The following is an 18,748-nucleotide window of genomic DNA, read 5'->3' on the forward strand; positions in this document are numbered from 1 at the left end:
TAAAACAAAAGCGATGAACAAACTATATTATACACTGGTCGCTATCGGGATGATATTGTCATTCTCTGCCTGTAAAGATGATTTTCTCGATCGTGCGCCCAAGGATCAGGTCGATGCAAAGTTTTTCTTTAATACGGCGAAAGACCTTGAAGTAGCAACGAACGACTTTTATAAAATGCTGCCTACTACGGCTGTTTATACAGATGATGCATCTTCGGATAATATCGTCCCGCTGATCGTATCCGACAAGGTAAGAGGCAGCCGGATTGTACCTACCAAAAGAGGCACTGCTCCATGGAACTGGAGTTCTCTTCGCGATATCAATTTTTTTCTGGCGAATTATCATAAATGCAGCGACGCTGCTGCACGGGCGAAATACAGCGGAATTGCCCGGTTTTTCAGAGCGTGGTTTTATTTTGATAAGGTAAAAAACTTCGGAGACGTGCCATGGTACAATAAGGTGCTTGAAGCTGACGATCCGGATTTATACAAAGGCCGTGATTCGCGAGTGCTGGTGATGGACTCGGTGATGGCTGATATTAATTATGCTGTGGCGAATATTCCGGCAGAGAAAAAGCTGAATGCTATTACAAAATATACGGCGCTGTTACTAAAAGCGCGGATAGCCCTTCATGAAGGGACCTTCAGGAAATATCATGGTCTTGGCAACTACGAACAATTCCTGAATGATGCCGTTTCGGCTTCTCTGGAACTAATACAGTCAGGCGCTTACACGGTCTTTACCGCCGGAGGTAAAGATAAAGCTTACCGCGACCTGTTTGCGCGCAACAACCAGGATGCTGTAGAAACGATCCTTGCTGCTGATTTTGAAATGGCTATAGAGTCGCACAATCTTGGTTTCCTAATGACGGCTCAGACGTCGGGGGCCTGGGGTATAACCAAAGATCTCATCAATAGCTATTTAATGGCGGATGGCAGCCGGTTTACTGATAAATCGGGCTACCAAACGATGGGATTTTACAATGAAATGCAAAACCGCGATCCCCGCCTTACGCAAACTACTGCTGGTCCTAATTTTGCGGTGAACGGGCAGGCAAGTCCGGAACCCGTTACCCTTAGCAGTTCAACCACCGGCTACCGTGTGATCAAGGCTCTGCCGCCTAAGGACCAGTGGACCACCTCTTATTTTGATATTATTATATTCAGGTATGCGGAAGCGCTTCTGGTATATGCCGAGGCAAAAGCTGAATTGGGGACGATTACCCAGGCCGACCTTGAACTTTCCATAAATAAGTTGCGCGACAGGGTGCAGATGCCGCATCTTCAGCTCGCTGCAGCAAATGCTGCTCCCGATCCCTACCTTGAGCAGATGTATCCGAACGTGGATAAGGGCGCCAATAAGGGAGTGATCCTGGAGATTCGTCGTGAGCGCCGCCTTGAAATGTTCAATGAAGGGTTAAGATGGGACGATCTGATGCGCTGGAAGGAAGGGAAGAAGCTTGAAAAACCGATGGTCGGAATTTATTTTTCAGGCATTGGCTCGCATGACTTTAACAACGATGGAGTTGCTGATGTCTACCTCCATACAGGTGATGCATCGGGCGCGCCTAAGTCGGTTACTTCTCTCATTAATATCACACAGAGACCTTTAAGAAACCCGGCTACCGGTGCTACAGGCACAAATTCGGGAAATCTGGATCCGTTCCCGGCCAGGGGAATATTTGATGAAAGTAAGGACTATTACTACCCGATTCCATTGGAAGACCTTAGTCTGAATCCTAATTTATCTCAAAACCCGAACTGGAAATAAGGTATGTTAAAAAAATGAATAAGTCATGAAAATACTTAAAAATATAACCGGACCGGTTGTCATGGTACTCTTTTTACTTGCTATACTAAACGCCTGTAAAAAAGACGATGAACTGGTTCCAAAGATGTTCCTCGGGGTTGGAGAATCTATTTCCGTTTCGAATAAGCCAAATGAGCAGACGATAGATATTGTAGCCAATCTGCCATGGACTGTTGAAACCGATGCAAACTGGATAACCATTGCAGACAAGCAGGGTGAAAAAGGGAAACGGGTGGTGAAGTTTGCGGTTGCGAAAAATGAAGATGATCAAAGAACGGCGACAATTATGATTAAAGCCACCGGGGGAGAACTTGTTAAGGAGATAAAGATCATCCAGGAATCAGGACTTACAAAGAATTTCTATGTAAAAGCAGGAGCAACTGGAGAAGGTACTTCCTGGGAAGATGCTACGACGCTGGCGAAGGCGCTGAATGACTGTGTTAGTGGCAGTACGATCTTTATTGCGGCAGGTACTTATACGCCGGAGAAAACCATTACCGGAGGTGACCCGGCAGATGATGGGGATCTTACATTCGAAGTGAGTAAGTATATTACGTTAAAAGGGGGGTACCCTCAGAATGCTACAGGTAATTCTGTTGCGGATCCCTCGGTTAATAAAACTATCCTTTCAGGAAAACTCGCAAATGGCAGCGAAACATACCATGTGGTAACCGTCACCGCTCCTAAAGATCCTGAACAGAACGTGATACTAAACGGACTGGTGATCAGTAACGGAAATGCAGGAAGCTCGACAACGCCGATAAAGATAAGCGGTACTGATTTCAGGAGGGACTACGGTGGTGGTATCATCGCAGGCAATGCAGGTCTCGACATCCTGAATTGTGAAGTCACCGGCAACAAGTCGCAGAAATTTGTCTCTGGCGTGTACATCTTCGGAGGTGCGAAAGTGACAATTAAGGGTTCGAAAATTTCGAAGAATGTATCAAAGAATAACGGGGGTGGAATGTGGGTGAATGATGCGGTAGCCTATATTTATAATTCAGAAATTTCTGAAAATGAGAGTACGGGTACCGCCGGTGGCCTTCACGCCTATCCTAACGCCAGTGTTTGGGTTTACAATACGACGGTTGCCAATAATAAATGTACTTCCTACGGTGCTGGAATTTACCTGAGGGAGAAGTCTAAAGGTGTTTTCGTGAACTGTTTGATCTATGGTAACTCCACAACGTCGAAAAATGGCGGCGGTGGTGTGATGATGTATGATAATTGTTCTGCAGATCTTATTAGTTCAACTGTCACTCTCAATAGTTCAGCCGGTCCCGGCGGAGGCATATACCGCAGATTAAATGTCAATACGCTTCGTATTTATAATTCCATCATTTCAGGAAATGTGCAGCCAGCTTTGGGTAAGGACGTCGACGCGTTTGAAGCAGATGCTGTTACACCTGTTGTACAGTCGTCTGTGATAGCTGCGAAAGCATATGATGCAACAGGGAATGAAATAGCCGGGGCGTCGTTTAACTCAGCAACTATGTTGAATGCTGTATTTGTGCCCGTCGGTAGTGACAATCCTGCTATCGGTTCTGGTATGTCGTCGAACGCATTGCTTGCTCTCGGCGCAACCTTTAATCCGGCCCTGGAGAATTTCATCTCCACAGATCTTAAGGGACAAAGCCGCAGTACATCAATTATGGGAGCTTTAGTAAAATAAATGATTAAAAGGGGGTGTCCAAAAAGGCACCCTCTTTCCTTTTACAAGAGAGTAGGAGTTTTTCAGATTCTTATGAAATAGCTTTTCACTTTATGTTTAATGCAGTTAATTGCTGCATTAGATCGTATAGACATTGTGTTATCATGATGAATCGCGTCAATTTAGGCTTTTTAAGCAGCTTTTGCTGCCATTTTCCTTAAGTTATGTGCTATGGCGGCCAGTCCGAACTCGATATTTACTTTAGGGAGTGTACGTAGTCTGAATCGATTGAACCTGTTATTGCTTTTTAGTTGACCAAATACAGCTTCTGGTTCTATCGCTCTGTTCTTTCTGAGCCTAACACCTTCTTCACTTAACAGCTTTTGCTTCACTTTCTCCTTAAAGGCCCTTAAGGCATGGTTGACCTCAATTTTACGGTCTTCATCGCCTTTATAACACATTTTCCTGAGCGGACAGCCCTGGCAGCTCTCTGTTTTGTAACAGCTCACCTTAGATTTATACCCCAGCTCTGAGATGCGCTCAGATTCCTCCATTTTGATCATACGTTTGCCTGCCGGACATATAAAGTAATCCCCTTGCACATCGTAGGGCAGGTTTGAGGCATGATATATATTCTTTTTAAAGCTGCGTTTTTGTTCTTTATGAAAGTAATTGTACTTGATAAAAGCCTCAATATCATTATCCTCCATCCACTGGTAGTTCTGCTCGCTTCCATACCCTGAGTCTGCCACTACTTTCTTTGATTGTTTATTGTAATGTGCTTTGAACTGCTCCAGGTGGAGGGTCAAAGTGGCAGTATCTCCGGCACGCTGGTGAATGGAAAAGTTGGTAATAAACTGATTCTCGGTACTAATCTGGGTATTATAAGCCGGTTTAAGCTGGCCGTTTTTCATATGGTCTTCCTTCATCCGCATGAAAGTAGCATCCTGATCGGTCTTGCTGTAGCTGTTGCGTGTGCCTAAAGTTTCCAGTTGCGCTTCATATTTCTCAAGTCGGGGAAGTGCATCTTTTTCAAGCTTCTTAACCTCTTTTTTTTGTTGCTTGTTCAGCTCTGCCAAACGACCGTTCAGTTCATCTATCCTGTTCTTAAGTTCCGTTGAACTTACAGGAACGCCTGGCTTTTCCGGTGAGGCCAGTTCCGCTTTATCATGCTTTATAGACCTATCTATATCCCCAAGTACTCCGGTTATTTTTTCTTCCAGCTTTGCTTTATTCTTCTCTGTAGAGCCTTTCCATACAAAGGTATACCGGTTCGAAGCCGATTCCAGCTTGGTGCCGTCCACATACTGGATATCAAGACTGACATAGCCAAGATCAGCCATCAAACGGACCAGTTCTGCAAACAGATGCTGGATCTTATCCTTTAACCGCTTACCACGAAAATCGTTAATAGTGCGGAAATCAGGGGTACTGTTGCCTGATAGCCACATGAAGTGGATATTTTCCTGCAGGGCCTGAGCCATCTTTCGACAAGAATAAATATTACAGAAGTAACTGTAGAAAAGTACTTTAATTAGCATTCTGGGATGAAAGCTGCTGGTACCGCCGCCTTTATATCCTGAAAGAATATCATCGATATTAAGTGATTCAACAACTTGGTTAACAATACGGACAGGATGATCTGATGGAATCCGATCCCCTATGTTCGAGGGAAAAAGCACAACCTGCTGCGAGGTTAACGCCTTAAAATGTACATTTGATCTTGTTTTCATTAGCACCATTAATTTACGAATTAATGGGAAAACAAAAAAGGGTGTCCTTACTTTTTGGACACCCTCTTTTTCTAAATAAAGAGGAGAATAAATGAAGCGTAAATTGTTTTTATACATTGCCTTATTGACAGCTATCCTGTACACAGGGTGCGGTAAGGACAATAATGGGCAGGGACCCGAGAAGCCTCAGGTAGAGAACCCGGGGTCGTCGAAGACAGATAAAGAAAAGATCACCGGCGCTGCCTGGGAGACGCAGAAACTTTCCGAAGCGATATCCTGGAGATATTGTCCTTTTACCGATCTTTTTTCTTCCAGACAAAGTGTTACGGTGTTTGACGTCGATTTGAGCCATTCAAAACTGATGGTAGACATCCCTTTTGTGAGAACCGGTGCATTTATTAAGACGAGTGAAGCAGCTGTGAATGTTAAAGCAACGGCTGCGATCAACGGAAGTTATTTTAATACGACAGCAGGTGGCTCTACGGTTTTTTTTAAGAAGAACGGACAGATCATTACACGTACTGTGAGTGGATTTACTCCTTACCGTGAAAATGCCGGCTTTGCAATTGACAATACCGGAAAGGTGTCGATCGTAAAGCGACCTACATCTGGGTGGGAAGCGATCGATCCTTACACATTGCTGGTATCAGGCCCTCTTCTGATGTTCGACGGTAAAGCGATTGAACAAGTGAACGAAACATTTACAAAGGAAAGGAACCCCCGGACGGCGGTTGGAATAACGAAAGATAATCATCTGATCGCGGTGGTGGTTGATGGCAGAGCTACTGAGGCCGCCGGGATGACAACGCCCGAGTTAGCACTATTGATGGAGGCCTTAGGCTGCCAGTCGGCCATGAACCTTGATGGCGGCGGGTCTTCCACCGCCTGGGTGAAAGGTCGTGGTGTGGTGAGTTATCCTTCGGACAATAATAAATTTGACCACGATGGTGAACGGGCTGTAGCGACGGTTATTTCCTTTATCATGAAGGACTGACAAAGTTGTTTTTGTATTTTAATTTATACTTTATTTTATAAACCATGAGATCGACTTTTTTTGCTTTTCTATTTTTGGCAATAAGCAGCGTTATGACGGCTTTTTCTGCAGTGCCGGCAGATAAAGGCACTCCAAAACCTTTAAGGGTTGGATATTCAGTTACTCTTACCGGTGTCACTCCCGAGAAAATGAAATATGCCAAATCAGTGGGGGTGGATTGTATTGAAACCAGTTTCGCTGCTTTTATTGATAAACAGACACTCAGCTTTAAATTCAGTGCCGCAGAGATGACGGAAAAGGTGAAACAGGCAAAAAAAGCGGCAGATGATGCCGGGATAGAAATCTGGTCGGTACATATGCCGTTCGGTGAGGAAATTGATATATCCCTGGCGGATGAGAGCCAACGCCGCAAGGTCGTTGAGCTGCACTCACGGATACTTGAGTTTTGCCGTATCCTGCAACCTAAAGTCATCCTGTTTCACCCAAGCTGGTACCTGCGTTTGAATGAACGCGAACTACGTAAGTCGCGCATGATTGAATCAGCCCTTGAACTAAATAAAAAAGTAAAGGATATTCACGCGATCATGGTTATCGAGAACATGCTTGGGCCGAAGCTGCAGAAGGATTCGGTATATGAACGTCCTCTATGCCGTTCGGTAGAAGAAACAAAAGAAATTATGGGCCGCCTTCCGGATGACATCTATTCTGCAATAGATATGAATCATATCAAGAATCCGCAGGACCTTATCCGTGCCATGGGACGACGCTTGAAATCGGTACATATCGCTGATGGAAACGGAGAAAAGGAATCTCATTTTTTTCCATGTTCCGGCCAGGGGGAGAATAACTGGACCGATATCCTGTCGGCCCTGGAAGAAGCACATTATACCGGTCCTTTTATGTACGAAAGTCACTTTAAGGATGTAAAGGATATGAAGGAGTGTTACGATTCTTTGTATCAAAAATTTATTACTGCAAAGAATCGTTGAAAGACAGGTAAAAATTATTTGAAATGTATAGGTTTATAAGAAAAAGCTTCCTTGCTTCAGTTGCAGTAGGAGTAGTGCTGCTGGTGCCGAATCAGCCGGCCCGCGCTCAGAACGAAGGTGTAAAGACCGCATCGGCTGAATCGCGTATTGCGGCAAAGACTTTTCCCTTGCTCGATGCCATCCGTGAAGACGGCAAAGTGAAGCATATAGTGAGTAAGGATATTGGTTTTCAGGGCGCTATAGCAAAACGCGGCGGACGGCTGGACAGTGCACTAAATAGCTGCAAAGATGTAGCATGCTATGCCGAAGCTGTACAATGGACCCCATCTGAAATGCATGATGCTGCGTCGGCACTTATTAAGCTTTACCAGGAAGAGAAGGCGTTGAGGGAGCTTATAGCGGAGTTAAAGAGAAAACATGCCTATCCACTGTATAAAGAACTGGCTGACACAGCTTTCCTCCGGAGCGCCTGGAACAACTCAGCAAGAGGGATAAATTATATTCTTGATACATACATTAAGGGTAAAGCGCCCCGGTATGCGAAAATTGATGCGATAGATTTTGCCCAGGGTGACCCGGAGTTTAAGAAGCAAGTATTCGATTCGTTTACCAGGCTTAAGGATGCCAGTAAAGGTGGATTGTTCTTTGACCTGCCGCTGAAAGCTGCCTTGTTTGCTTTAATGACTAACGGAAGGGATGAGGCTGCGCGGTATGAACCACTCCGTGCAGGAATGAATAAGGCTCCGTTTGAAAAGATAAAGCGTGTTAAATGGGGGGCATATAAATATAGCATGATCCTCGTTCCTGGATTAGGCCCGGAAACGCCTGGGGTAGTGCTGGATCCGGGCGGGATTAAACGCTGCCAGGAAGCGGTAAAGCGGTTTCGCCAAGGTCTTGCACCTTTTATTGTGGTTTCAGGTGGTCATGTTCATCCCAACAAAACGCCTTATTGCGAGGCTGTTGAGATGAAAAAGTATCTGACCAAAGAACTGGGGATACCAGATAATGTAGTATTTATTGAGCCCCATGCAAGACATACCACTACTAACCTCCGCAACCTGAACAGGATGGTCTACCGCTTTGGCGTACCTGCTACAAAACCGGTGTTAATAGTGACGGATACCAGTCAAAGCAGCTATATCGTGAATCGCATGGCGAAAACCGCATTGCGGGATCTGGGATATCTTCCATATCGTGATCTGAAGAAACTTAGTCCGGAAGATACCCAATATTACCCCGTCCTGAACTCGCTTCAGCCGGATCCTATGGATCCTATGGATCCGTAAAGGGGAATTTATTGGTACGATGTTTTGGAGGGCTAAAGGGTGGTTGTATTTGTAATCTTTTGATTTTTGCTGAAACAACGATTTAACTTGTAATTTTTTCTATAAGTTTGAGTCTATGTAATAATTTACATACAGCACCGAGACTTATGCAATTAAAACACGCTTCAGTTCTGGTTATCGATGATGATCCGGATGTTCTTACGGCCGTTCGGCTGTTGCTTAAACCCAAGGTAAGGGAGATTGTAACGGACAAAAATCCGGAGAATATACCTTCGCTGTTAGGGGCGAAGAAGTATGATCTTATTCTGCTGGACATGAACTTTAAGAGCTCGATCAATACCGGCAATGAGGGGCTGTTCTGGTTAGGTAAGGTAAAGCAATTGCATCCTCAGGCTTCTGTAATTATGATTACCGCTTACGGGGGGATTGATCTTGCCGTGCGTTCATTGAAGGAAGGAGCGTCTGACTTTGTGGTGAAGCCCTGGCAGAATGAAAAGCTGCTTGTGACCATTGAAGAGTCTTTGGAACAACACGGAAAGGCTCCGGGCCGCCGGAAGGCATCTCAGCCGGAAGAAGATTCCATTCCTGTTATCGGCGAATCGGAGGTTATGGACGATATCTTTTATAAGATAAAGAAGATTGCCCCAACTGATGCCAATATCCTGATCCTGGGTGAGAATGGTACCGGAAAGGACCTGATAGCGCAGGCTATTCATCGCCAGTCGCTTCGAAAGGACAAGCCATTTATAAAGGTGGATGTAGGTGCTTTGACAGAAAGCTTGTTTGAAAGCGAGCTGTTTGGCCATAAGAAAGGGGCATTTACCGACGCCCGTGAGGACCGAACTGGTCGGTTTGAAGCAGCGAACGGAGGGACCCTTTTTCTTGATGAAATTGGTAATATTAGTTTACAGCAACAGGCCAAGCTCTTAAGCGTTTTACAGAACAGGCAGATACAGAAGTTAGGCAGTAACGATCCTATCCCCGTTGATATCCGGCTTATTTGCGCTACGAATGTTCCGCTGCAGGAGCTTGCAAGTGACAGCCGTTTCCGCAAGGATTTGATCTACCGTATCAATACTGTAGAAATAATGGTCCCGCCTTTACGGAAAAGAGGGAATGATATTGTTCTGATCGCGAAGCATTTTATCAAAGTATACAGCAGTAAGTATATGAAAGCGCTGCCCGAACTGGATAATAGGGCCATAGACAAGCTGATGCAATATCATTTCCCAGGCAATGTACGCGAACTGCAGTACACTATAGAGCGGGCGGTAATTATGGCAGAGGGTAGTTGTCTTACTGCTTCCGATCTTATTTTCTCGCCCATTGAGTCGGTTAGCAGTAAAGTGCAGCAGGAAGAGGATACCAATCTCGAGAATCTGGAGAAGAATACCATTATGCGCGTGATTGAGAAGCACCAGGGAAATATTAGCCGTGCCGCTAAGGAACTTGGCATCACCCGTACGGCCTTATACAGAAGATTAAGTAAGTATGATATTTAGGGGGGCTAGGGTTGTGGGTTGCAGGTTGCAGGTTGCAGGAAAAAGGTGTTGCTCTCAACACACAACTCACAACCCGAAGTAATTCATAACCCATAACCCATAATTCATAACATATAACTCATAACACTCACAACCCACAACCCACATCCCCATGCTCAGGATTCAATGGAGAATAATATTCAGGGTACTACTGCTCTTTGTTTTTATAAGTGCTGTGTCGTGGGTAATAGTTAAGGACTGGTACAGCTATTTGTTTTTACTGATCCCGGTTGTTATTTACCTCATATATGATTTATGCAGATCGCAGCTGCAGGTATATAATGAAATAAACGACTTTGTAGAAGCTGTTCATTACAGGGATTTTTCCAGAAACTTCGATATCCGGCATGCCCCTTCAAATCTTAAGCCTTTACGTAAGGGGTTTAATTCTATTAATTCAATTTTAAAACAGATTTCGCGGGAGAAGGAGACACAGTATCAATATCTTCAGCAAATACTCGAGATGATTGAAACAGGTATCGTGTCGTATGAAGAAGGGGAAGGAGAGGTACTGTGGATGAATGAATCGCTTAAGAAGATGTTAAAGTTGCCTTATCTTAAAACCATTCATTCCTTACTTAAAAGAGACGGTCATTTATACGACGAAATACTCACGTTAGGCCCAGGAGAAAGCAGGATCGTTTCGATCCATCCCGAAGCGGCGTCTTTTAAGATCCTGTTATCGGCCACGGCATTTCAGACCGAGGGCAGGAAGTTTAAGCTTATCGCTTTTCAGAATATTAATGAGGCGCTTGATGAAACGGAAGCAAAAGCATGGCAAAAACTTTTGAGTGTGCTAACTCATGAGATCATGAATTCTGTGGCGCCTATATCATCGCTGGCTGATACACTAAAGACCCGGCTGGAAGGTTCCCTTTCTAATCCCGCCGAAGATCCATGTACCACGGAGGATATAAGGGTTGGGATTGAAGCGATTAAGCGAAGGAGCGAGGGGCTGCTGAAATTTGCAGAAACATACAGGACCCTCAATAAGATAACAACGCTTAATCTTAAGACGATTTATGTCCGCGATTTATTTGAGAATTTGTATCAGTTGATGCAGCCAACTCTCGATAATAAGAATATCGAGATGGATATTATATTAAAAGATCCGGGCTTACAGGTGGAGGCTGATACTAACCTGATTGAGCAGGTGCTTATAAATTTGGTTGTAAACGCAATTGACGCTGTTAAGGAGCGTCCGAATCCGCTGATCTCACTTTCCGGCAGTCTTTCAACCGGAAAGAAAACCACCATTCAGGTAGCCGACAATGGATGCGGTATTTCTCCGGAGATACAGGAACAGATTTTCGTGCCTTTTTTCAGTACAAAGAAAACCGGCAGCGGAATAGGTTTAAGTTTATGTAAACAAATCATGCTTTTACATAAAGGAAACATCCAGGTGCAATCGCGGGAAGGGGAGGGAAGCGTATTTCTACTTCAATTTTAAAAAAAAAATTATTTTAAGATAATTCTTCTTATATTGGAGCAAAATTTATACGTCTGTCTGAAAGAAAAGTATATTAGTTCATATATTCTCCTCAAATAATAAATAAGATCATTACTCCATTCCCCCAACTCTCAAACAATTACTAGAATGAAAATTTTCGTGGCGAGTCTGCCTTTTAAATTAGAAGAAAACGATATTAGGGAGACTTTTGAAGAATACGGTGAAGTATCTTCAGTAAAACTTGTACTTGATAAAGAAACCGGTCGCAAGAAAGGTTTCGGTTTCGTTGAAATGCCAGATGATGAACAGGCAAAGAAAGCAATTGAGGACCTGAACGGCCTTGAAATTTATGGCAGGGCTATCGCGGTAACTCAGGCTGAAGAAAAAGCAGGCGGCAGTCGCAGAAGCGGCGGCGGCTACGGTAGCAACCGTGGTGGTGGCTATAACCGTGGCGGCTATAACAAGGGCTACCAGGACAGAGGCTCTGACCAGCACTAAACAGACAACTTAAAGAGGATTCGTTAAGAGCCCTCTGCCTTATTATAATGTATTCTTATCCGATTTTTCGGATAAGAATTTCTTTTGTTATCCTTATTCTTTTTTCACTTTTTTCGTTGCTTTCGGCCTGAATCTGCCTTTTTATCTTTTATTAAGGATGTGTAAACTGGAGGATAAATTTTCGTTAAAAATTTGCCTCAGGAGATGTTACAGTTTATTATTATTTCCTTAGCTTAGTAAAAAGGTTTAAACAGACGATTTGAGAAAAAAAGTTTACAATATTCAGGAATTGTGGGTGCAAATTGTTGAAGAAAGTGATTCTAAAGCTTTTGAAAGCCTTTTTTATGCTTTAAATCCACGTCTGATTAAGTTTTGTCTTTTTTATGTGCATAAAAAGGAGGTAGCTGAAGAGATTGTATCCGACACCTTTGTGAAGAGCTGGATGCAAAGAGGCGAATTATCCCACGTTAAAAACGCGGAAACCTATCTGTTTATCGCAGTCAAAAATCAGGCTTTAAACTATATAAAGCGTTTTTCGAGCATTCATATGGTTGCGATCGATGAGAGTACGGTTCAACTGGTTGATGCCTATCGTCCCGACCGGGAAATGGAAAAGAGGGAGCTAATATTCAGGCTGGACCAGGCTATTGAATCGCTTCCACAGCAATGCCGCATAATTTTTCGCCTCGTTAAAGATGAGGGAATGAAATATAAGGAGGTGGCGGAGATATTGGGGATATCACCCCGCACTGTTCACACGCAGTTGTTCAGGGCAATGAAAAAACTGAATGCGGAGATGACCCCCTATGTTAAGTCGGATAATAATCCTCTTTCTATCCATATCACCCTGTCTGCTGTCCTTGTTTTTTTGATTTTGTTGTAAGTTGTAATAAGGTTCTGCTACATTGCTTTTTAATCATTAAACCAAAAAGATCTTTGTACATCTTTAACGTATTTATTCATATGCTTATAACCTTTATTAGTCAATAGAAAAGACACATTTATATGATTGGCCCATTTTATTATACAGAAGCTTTGCCTAAGTATATATTTTTCCTTATATATTGCTTTCGGATCATTGGAAGGGTATATGATAACATGTTGTGCGTTAAATACCTTTTTAGCTTTCTCTTGAGGCCAGTATTTTATTATCTTATCTAGTTCTTCCATTTGTTCGGGCGTGGTATTTTTAAATGGATTTCCTATTCTTAAGCTGAGCCTAAGTCTGTTAAAAGTACTTGATGGTATTTCTTCTTCCAACTTGTTTATACCCGATCTTGGTAATACAGCCGGACATTCTATGAATAAAATACATTCTCCATCTTTATGAGTCCATACGGACGTCAGAAGATTACCTACTCCTCTTATTAATTCAAGAGGGTCTTCGGGATGCTTAAGGATTATTCGGTCAGGAGACCTTGTGTAATTCTTTGGAACTTTGTAAGTTAATTCAATAGTTCTTGTCGCTATATCCAATCTTGAATCTTGCTTTTTAATCGTTGTTACTTGATCGGTCTGCCCATAAACTATGGTAGAGAATAAAATAAAGAATATTTTTAGCGTTCCCTTCATCTGTGATTTTTAAACGAGAACGATCGTCTGTAAATACATTTTATTTAAAATGAGAATTTGAAGCTCATTGAACGGTGATCTTGTATGGAATATTTGCATGAGTATTCGCTTTGAGTTTAGATTATTTTGGTAAGCAATTATGGTTTTTGTTAATATGGCCCGAAAAATTACGTTGGTTAAACATGGTGATTAATTGAGGAATTAATTATTCAAATCGTCTCAGGTTTTGTTCAAATCGTCTTAATCTTTTAGAATAATTAAATTGAGATTTAGTCTTCTTTCGATAAGCTATGATAGGTCTTTTGACGTACCCAATTCAGTGTGTTTGTCTCCTTACTACCTACAACTTACCCCACCAGCGTAAATATTTTTTCAGTTCCTGTAAGCACTTTTCAGAAAAATATTGTCCTTATCCCAAAAGGGCACAGGCTCTGTTAATTAATGGACGACGACAGATTTATAGAATTGCTTTTAAAGGATCTTTCAGGGGAAATACTTCGGGAGGAGAGAGAGGAGCTTCAGCATTTCCTGAAGGATGAAGAGTGTTTAAAGAGATATAAACTGTATAAGATGTACTGGTCGGAGCATGATACGGCCCATACTGATAATGAAGCTTTGTTTCACAATGTCCAGTTGCGGATAGGCGAACAGGAGAACGCTTTTTCGGATGATAAGGCCAACCGGCCGGGACGTTCAGCATTTATTTACAGATGGAAATATGCAGCAGCAATTGTTCTTATTGGTGTATGTTCTTTTCTGTTATATAGGACTATTGGTTCTGATAATTTAACCAGTGCCGGGTCCTGGGGAGAAAAGATAACGGCCAGAGGAAGAAAGGTGTCGTTCATTCTTCCCGATGGGACACACGTTTCATTAAATTCCGATAGTAAAATCAGATTCCCTAAGTCTTTTTCCGGAAAAGCGAGAGAGGTCTATTTATCGGGAGAGGCTTTCTTTGACGTAAAGAAAGACGCTTCTCATCCCTTTATTATTCATGCCGGGAAGATGAATGTAAGGGTTTTGGGTACCGCTTTTAATGTAAAGGCTTATCCTAATGAATCATCCAGTGAAACTACCCTGATCCGCGGAGCTGTTGAAGTTACCCTAAAGGACCGTCCGGAAGACAAGATCATTTTAAAACCGACGGAGAAGCTGATTGTGAATTATTCAACATCAAAAGCTCCTGCAGACAAAGTAGAAGAAGAGCCGCAAAAGAGAATCGCTCAAAGCAATGCTCTTACACAGATCACTTATATGCAGAAACAGGATACCACTATTGTTGAGACTTCCTGGGTTCAAAATAAGTTAATATTCAAGAATGAGGACTTTGCTGAAGTTGGCAGGAGTATGGAACGCTGGTACAATATGGATATTCATTTCAGGAATGAAAGTCTTAAAGAATTAAGGTTCAGCGGGAACTTCGAGACCGAAACAATCGATCAGGCCTTAATGGCTCTGCAGGCCACAGAACCTTTCCGGTATAAAATAGAAGGAAGATCAGTATACATTTATTAAATAAACAACAAGGGTTTCTATGATCATTACTAACTAAATTAATATGGAAGAAAAGAAAGATACTTAAATTAAGAAGGGGGATGGTTGGCACCTTTCCCCCTGTAAAAAATGACATGAGTTTAATCACACAACCTGTTGGCACCAGGTTGTATCGTTCACCTTTTAACATAACAAAAGTATGAAATTTTTTGTACACCCAAGGGGTGTGAGGAAATGTTACGGACTTTTAAAATGTCTGTTAATCATGAAATTAACACTTGCACTAATACTTATTTTGAATTTCCAGGCTCTGGCAAGTGTGTATTCACAAACCAAAGTTACCTTGAATTTAAAATCCGCAGATTTTAAACAGGTACTTTCAGCTATTGAAAAGAAAAGCAGTTATCGGTTTGTTTTCAGCGAACGGAAGATTCCCTCAGGAAAAAAGATGGATATCAACGTAACGAACGAGGATGTGATGAGTGTTCTGGACCATATGCTGGAGAACTCGCTTTATACCTATAATGAGATGGCTAACGGACTTGTGGCAATTGTGCCCAAGGGGGAGCTGTTTAGCGAGGTAAGGATCAGTGGAAAAGTCGTTGATGAAACTGGTCAGCCCCTTCCGGGTGCGTCCGTTAAGGTAAAAGGTTCAACCAGCGGCGTTTCAACAGATCTTAATGGTTCATTTTCGCTGAACGTTCCTGAAAATGCTGTTTTGGTGATTTCCTATATCGGGTATCAGGTGCAGGAAGTGACAGTAAGGGGGCAGGCATCGAACTTCTCCTGGAACTATCGTTTTCAGGGACAGGAAGTAACTGTAAGGGGAACTGAACCTTTTGCCATCAAATTACTACCCTTGAATAACAGCTTGAATGAGGTGGTTGTAGTAGGTTATGGTACCCAGAAAGCAGCAAACCTGACAGGTTCTGTTGCGACTGTGTCTGCTAAAACTTTAGATGACAGGCCTTTGACTAATATTGCTCAAGGGCTGCAGGGTACTATGCCCGGTCTGACTGTTTCGATGGTAAATGGTTCACCGGGTCAGGGTGCGATGTTTAAGTTACGGGGACAGGGAACTTTGTCGGGGAATGAAAGTCCGCTGGTATTGGTAGACGGAGTGGTGATGGACCCGAATCTGGTTAATCCGGAAGACGTTGAAAGTGTAACTGTATTAAAAGATGCCGCTTCGGCAGCTATTTACGGGGGAAGAGGCGCATTTGGTGTAATCCTGATAAAAACAAAGGGCGGAAAAGAAGGGAAAACAAGTGTTACCTATTCGGGCAATTATTCGCTTTCACGGCCTACCAGGATGCCAGAGTATCTCAATGGCCCCGAATATATTAATATGTTCAGAGATGCCGTCAGGAGGGCAGGCGGGAATAGTTACAATTATACGGATGAAGACTCCGTCCGGGCTACTGCATATCTTGCTGATCCTGGCAGTAATTTACCAGTGTATCCTGATCCTGTCAATCCACGGAAGTACCGGTATGTTGGAAGTACAGACTGGATAGATGAGTTATATCCCGGGTATCAGCCTCAGCAGCAGCATAATCTCTCGTTAGCTGGAGGAGAAGGAAAGACAAGTTACATGGCGAGCCTGGGTTATTTCAATCAGGAAGGTTTATTAAAAGAAGCCGACCAGCAGTATGACAGGTACAATGCTACCTTGAAGCTGAGCAATAACACAACCAAGTGGATGGACCTTAATTTCAAAGCTACGCTGAACCATAGCTCTTACGATACTCCTAATGGTACCCAGTTTGTAAATGAGACATCACAGACATGGTCGTTTATTCCGACGGATTTAACTCCGTTAATGCCGGTTTACCATCCCGATGGTAATTTTTCAGGACAGGGCAACTACACTAATATGGTGGCCTTAATGAAACAAAATGGTCGTCAGAAGTACGATATAAACGATCTCTGGATGACCGGTGGGGTAGTGTTAAAGCCACTCAAAAATGTCAGGGTCGTAGCTGATTATACATGGAACGGGTATTTCTATAACAGGACCCAGCATTACAAGGCATTTAACGAATATGGGGTTGATGGAGTCCTTCTTGGAACCTATCCCTGGACATCCCCTAGCCGCATATACCAGACGAACAGCAGCGATACTTACTATGCATTAAACGGCTATGCCGAGTATGAAAATACTTTTGCGAAAAAGCACTACTTCAAGGCTATGGTGGGTTATAACGAGGAGCAGAAGAAGAACAGGAGCTTTAACGCAACAGCAAAGAATCTGATAGATCCCACATTGGAAAGTCTTGTTCCAAATTATGATCCGAACCCTATTGTTGGGGGAGCTTTGTCTGAATGGGCTGTTAGTGGTTCCTTCTTCAGACTTAATTATATTTATGACGACAAGTATTTACTTGAAGTGAACGGACGTTACGACGGGACTTCAAGGTTCAGGAGAGGCGACCGATATCTTTTCGTTCCATCCGTTTCTGCTGGCTGGCGTGTTTCGGAGGAGAAGTTCTTTGAAAAGTGGAAAGGCTATGTGAACAACCTGAAACTACGCGGGTCTATGGGTACCTCAGGGAATCAAGCCATCTTAACAAGCACTAGAACCAATGAAACGACTTATCCTTACATTGCCACGATGCCCACAGGGCAGACAGGGTACATATTCGACAACGGTCTGACGAGCCCGTATGTAGGAGCTCCGACATTAGTAAATCCTGGTTTTACATGGGAAAAAGTTGAGACGTTTAACGTTGGACTGGATGCTTCTTTTCTGAAGAACAGGCTGGGACTTAGCTTCGACAGATACAGACGTGCAACCAAGGACATGTTGTATGCCTCAGCACCTCTGCCCGCCGTACTGGGAGCAAATCCTCCTCAAACAAATTCAGTGGATTTAAAAACCACAGGATGGGAGTTAAACCTGACATGGAACGACAGGGTAGGAGATGATTTCAACTATAGCGTTGGCTTTAATCTGTCGGATTATACTTCCAAAATAACGAAGTTCGATCTTAACCCGACGAACCTGGTCTCTACTTTCTATAATGGCTATAAGCTAGGGGACCAGTGGGGGTATACCACTGCCGGCTTTTTTCAGTCCGCCGAAGAAATCAGCAAGTCGGCGTCGCAAAAAGAGATCTGGAATGGAACATGGCTTCCGGGCGACATCCGTTATGCTGACCTTGACGGAAACGGAACGATTAACGTAGGTGATAACACCCTTCAAAATCCGGGCGACCGCAGGGTCATAGGAAACACGACTCCCCGCTATCAGTTCGGATTGAACCTTTCTGCCGATTACAAAGGTTTTGATGCTACACTGTTCTTTCAGGGAGTGATGAAGAGGGACGCCTGGTTATACGGAGCATATTTCTGGGGCTTCACCGATGAATGGTCAGTTCCGTTGAAATATAACCTCGATACCTGGACTCCTCAAAACCCGGATGCTTATTATCCTGTGAATAAGATCGGCTCGTGGTATAATCAAATGGAGCAAACCAAGTACAAGCAGAATGCTGCATATGCCCGGTTAAAGCAAGTAACCGTGGGGTACACACTTCCAAAAGCACTGACAGGAAGAGCAAAGATCAGCAGGGCGAGAGTTTATGTTACGGGTCAGAATTTATTCGAAATAACAGAACTGCATGATGCATTTGATCCGGAAGTCCTGAACGGACAGACTTATCCACTGAGTCGTTCGATTGCATTTGGATTGCAGATAGGGTTATAATTTTTTCATATTAACTTTTTA

The 18,748-nt window shown here is 43.2% G+C and carries 13 protein-coding genes; 11 read left to right on the forward strand and 2 right to left on the reverse strand.

Translation table 11 applies throughout. The features are described 5' to 3' along the window. Positions 1 to 13 precede the first annotated feature (13 nt). Positions 14 to 1,771, forward strand: a complete 1,758-nt coding sequence (locus BDE36_RS07860) for a RagB/SusD family nutrient uptake outer membrane protein (protein ID WP_141814427.1) — start codon at positions 14 to 16, stop codon at positions 1,769 to 1,771. 25 nt (positions 1,772 to 1,796) lie between these two features. After that, positions 1,797 to 3,482 carry a BACON domain-containing protein gene (locus BDE36_RS07865; protein ID WP_141814428.1) on the forward strand — a complete coding sequence of 562 codons (1,686 nt, stop codon included), beginning with the start codon at positions 1,797 to 1,799 and terminating at the stop codon, positions 3,480 to 3,482. A gap of 170 nt (positions 3,483 to 3,652) precedes the next feature. Here BDE36_RS07865 and BDE36_RS07870 read toward each other — a convergent pair whose 3' ends face one another. Continuing rightward, complete coding sequence (locus BDE36_RS07870; protein WP_141813451.1) at positions 3,653 to 5,194, reverse strand: IS1182 family transposase; 1,542 nt, start codon at positions 5,192 to 5,194, stop codon at positions 3,653 to 3,655. A 91-nt stretch (positions 5,195 to 5,285) separates the two neighbouring features. Between BDE36_RS07870 and BDE36_RS07875 the strand changes: the two genes are divergently transcribed. From BDE36_RS07875 to BDE36_RS07905, 7 genes are all read left to right on the forward strand, one after another. Next, a complete protein-coding gene (locus BDE36_RS07875; protein ID WP_141814429.1) occupies positions 5,286 to 6,188 on the forward strand; it encodes a phosphodiester glycosidase family protein in 903 nt (300 codons plus the stop codon). 44 nt (positions 6,189 to 6,232) lie between these two features. Next, positions 6,233 to 7,177 (forward strand): sugar phosphate isomerase/epimerase family protein, encoded by a 945-nt coding sequence (locus BDE36_RS07880; RefSeq protein WP_141814430.1) that lies wholly within the window; start codon positions 6,233 to 6,235, stop codon positions 7,175 to 7,177. Between the two features lie 23 nt (positions 7,178 to 7,200). After that, positions 7,201 to 8,463, forward strand: a complete 1,263-nt coding sequence (locus tag BDE36_RS07885) for a YdcF family protein (protein WP_141814431.1) — start codon at positions 7,201 to 7,203, stop codon at positions 8,461 to 8,463. Positions 8,464 to 8,609: 146 nt separating this feature from the next. Further along, positions 8,610 to 9,965: a sigma-54-dependent transcriptional regulator gene (locus tag BDE36_RS07890; RefSeq protein WP_141814432.1), complete on the forward strand. Its 1,356-nt coding sequence runs from the start codon at positions 8,610 to 8,612 to the stop codon at positions 9,963 to 9,965. A 151-nt stretch (positions 9,966 to 10,116) separates the two neighbouring features. Beyond that, positions 10,117 to 11,454 (forward strand): sensor histidine kinase, encoded by a 1,338-nt coding sequence (locus tag BDE36_RS07895; RefSeq protein ID WP_141814433.1) that lies wholly within the window; start codon positions 10,117 to 10,119, stop codon positions 11,452 to 11,454. A 147-nt stretch (positions 11,455 to 11,601) separates the two neighbouring features. Continuing rightward, positions 11,602 to 11,952 carry an RNA recognition motif domain-containing protein gene (locus BDE36_RS07900; protein WP_141814434.1) on the forward strand — a complete coding sequence of 117 codons (351 nt, stop codon included), beginning with the start codon at positions 11,602 to 11,604 and terminating at the stop codon, positions 11,950 to 11,952. A 259-nt stretch (positions 11,953 to 12,211) separates the two neighbouring features. Then, positions 12,212 to 12,835 carry an RNA polymerase sigma-70 factor gene (locus BDE36_RS07905; RefSeq protein WP_141814435.1) on the forward strand — a complete coding sequence of 208 codons (624 nt, stop codon included), beginning with the start codon at positions 12,212 to 12,214 and terminating at the stop codon, positions 12,833 to 12,835. A gap of 29 nt (positions 12,836 to 12,864) precedes the next feature. Here BDE36_RS07905 and BDE36_RS07910 read toward each other — a convergent pair whose 3' ends face one another. Continuing rightward, a complete protein-coding gene (locus tag BDE36_RS07910; RefSeq protein ID WP_141814436.1) occupies positions 12,865 to 13,524 on the reverse strand; it encodes a hypothetical protein in 660 nt (219 codons plus the stop codon). A 441-nt stretch (positions 13,525 to 13,965) separates the two neighbouring features. Between BDE36_RS07910 and BDE36_RS07915 the strand changes: the two genes are divergently transcribed. Then, positions 13,966 to 15,039, forward strand: coding sequence for a FecR family protein (locus BDE36_RS07915; RefSeq protein WP_141814437.1), 1,074 nt, complete (start codon positions 13,966 to 13,968; stop codon positions 15,037 to 15,039). Between the two features lie 244 nt (positions 15,040 to 15,283). Beyond that, positions 15,284 to 18,727, forward strand: coding sequence for a SusC/RagA family TonB-linked outer membrane protein (locus BDE36_RS07920; RefSeq protein ID WP_202618226.1), 3,444 nt, complete (start codon positions 15,284 to 15,286; stop codon positions 18,725 to 18,727). Positions 18,728 to 18,748: the final 21 nt, after the last annotated feature.

It is taken from the genome of Arcticibacter tournemirensis (assembly GCF_006716645.1).
GTDB classification, from domain to species: Bacteria; Bacteroidota; Bacteroidia; order Sphingobacteriales; family Sphingobacteriaceae; genus Arcticibacter; species Arcticibacter tournemirensis.